The following is a 2052-nucleotide window of genomic DNA, read 5'->3' as shown; positions in this document are numbered from 1 at the left end:
GCGGAAGCTCCGCTGCAGCACCACCCGGATCACAGCCGCCGTCCGTGCCGTCGTCGCCCTCGAACTCGCCACCTGATCAAGATGGAAAAGGCTCACTGTTCACCAACGTATCGGAGATGCCATGAACCAGAAGACAGAAGGCCAGCAGGGCAATCGATTCTGCAAGGCGTGCGGCACACCCGCAGAAGACGGGAAACTATGTAATCACTGCGGCAGTGTTCTGGGCCTGCCGGACAACGCGGGGTTGATCGAGGATCAAGGCGTGGCAGCACGACGGGTCTTCGAGGGACATGGCGAGCAGCGGGAGTAACGCTGACCGAAACGGGAAGAAACCGGGTTGCGACGCGACTCTGTCCGTCCCTGCTGGACCAGCAGGGACGGACAGAGTCGCCTCGACGAGCCATCCGGACGACGCCCTACCCCGGTGAGTAGTGCGGATCGGGGTACACGGACCGCATGGCACCGAAGACTGAACACCTCATGTCCCTGCGGGCCGTACGGCAGCTGCGCCGAGTCCGCACCTTCTACACGGCAGGTGTCCTGCTGTGGACGGCCGCTGCGGCCTGGACGGGGTGGGTCCATCCCGGGAGCCGACAGATGTGGGTGTCCCTCTTCCTCCTGGCGGGCTTCACCGGCCTGCTCGGCGCCGCCTCTCTGTGGTTGCGGCGCCTCCAGGCCGCCCCGGTCCACAAGCCTGCGCATCACGCCGCTCCCCGACGAGCCACCGCCCCACGCCACGTGAGCGCCTGAGCCTGGCACCCACAAATTTGGGCGTGGGGGTACTGGTGGTATGTGCCCTTGTCTGCCGTGCGGACAAATGTCAGCAGAAGCGAAGGCGTCACCGTTCACCCTCCGATTGCACGTCAGGCATGGCCCGGTGGGTTCACCTATGTGAGGAGTAGTCATGACCACCTTTGTCATCACCGTTCCCGGCACGTTCATCTCGGACATTACCGACTCCGCGCGCTCGGCTTTCGAACGAAAGCTGGCCTCGCAGCACACGGACGTCAGTGAGAGTGAAGGCCTGAACCTCCTCACACTGAACGAGGACAACACCTTCTCCGTCTGCCTTGAGGTTGATGCCCCAGACCGGTACGAGGCCGAGCTGGACGCCACAAGGCTCGTCTCAGCCGCGCTGAAGGAGGCAGGGATCCCGGAAGCCGACGCCCCGCTCGGCCCGCCGGCCGTCACCGGGATCGACAGTGACCTCTGACCCCTTTTCACTGCAGGCGGCCCCCACCGAGCGTTGGAGGGAGTCGGCCTCCCCTAGTGTACTGAGTCTGGAATTCCGTGTAGATGTGTAGGCTAGCCTCTATGGTGCGGATGGGGCGGCCGAAGGCCGAGTTGACGTTGTCGGACGAGGAACGGGACGCACTTGAGGGGTGGGTGCGGCGTCGTTCCACGTCGCAGGCGTGGGCGCTTCGGTGCCGGATCATCTTGGCTTGCGCTGAGGGTGCCTCGAACAAGGACGTTGCTGCTCAACTCGGCTCCACACCACAGGCAGTGGGCCGCTGGCGGGCCCGTTTCGTGCAGTACCGGATCGCCGGTCTGGGTGACATGCCGCGTCCGGGTGGCCCCAGGACGGTGACGGACGAGCAGGTTGCCGCGGTGGTCACCAGGACACTGGAATCCACTCCGAAGAACGCAACACACTGGTCGACGCGGTCGATGGCCAAGGAGATGGGCCTGTCGCAGTCGTCGGTCTCACGGATCTGGCGAGCCTTCGGCCTGCAGCCGCACCGCTCGGAGACCTTCAAGCTGTCGACCGACCCGTACTTCATCGACAAGGTCCACGATGTCGTCGGCCTCTACATGGACCCGCCTGAACGGGCATTGGTTTTCTGTGTGGATGAGAAGTCACAGATCCAGGCCCTGGACCGGTCCCAGCCCGTGCTGCCGATGATGCCCGGGGTACCCGAGCGGACCACCCACGACTACGTCCGCGCCGGCACCACCACACTGTTCGCCGCACTCGAGGTCGCCACCGGCAAAGTAATCGGTTCCCTGCACCGGAGGCACCGGGCCGAGGAGTTCAAAAAGTTCCTGACCAAG

Annotated in this window: 4 protein-coding genes; all 4 read left to right on the top strand. The window is 64.6% G+C overall.

The window, feature by feature from the left end:
• Positions 1 to 121 precede the first annotated feature (121 nt).
• On the top strand, positions 122 to 310 hold the full coding sequence (locus ACFWSK_RS37705) for a hypothetical protein (RefSeq protein ID WP_383796694.1): 189 nt from the start codon (positions 122 to 124) through the stop codon (positions 308 to 310).
• A 146-nt stretch (positions 311 to 456) separates the two neighbouring features.
• Positions 457 to 750: a hypothetical protein gene (locus ACFWSK_RS37700; protein WP_383796691.1), complete on the top strand. Its 294-nt coding sequence runs from the start codon at positions 457 to 459 to the stop codon at positions 748 to 750.
• 154 nt (positions 751 to 904) lie between these two features.
• Positions 905 to 1213 carry a hypothetical protein gene (locus tag ACFWSK_RS37695; RefSeq protein WP_383796688.1) on the top strand — a complete coding sequence of 103 codons (309 nt, stop codon included), beginning with the start codon at positions 905 to 907 and terminating at the stop codon, positions 1211 to 1213.
• Positions 1214 to 1296: 83 nt separating this feature from the next.
• A partial coding sequence (locus tag ACFWSK_RS37690) for an IS630 family transposase (RefSeq protein ID WP_383796685.1) occupies positions 1297 to 2052 on the top strand: 756 nt, incomplete at its 3' end.

The organism is Streptomyces sp. NPDC058620 (assembly GCF_042717135.1).
In the GTDB taxonomy this organism is placed as follows: Bacteria; Actinomycetota; Actinomycetes; order Streptomycetales; family Streptomycetaceae; genus Streptomyces.
Note: the sequence above shows the minus strand (reverse complement) of the source record. Positions and strands in the feature narration are given on the sequence as shown.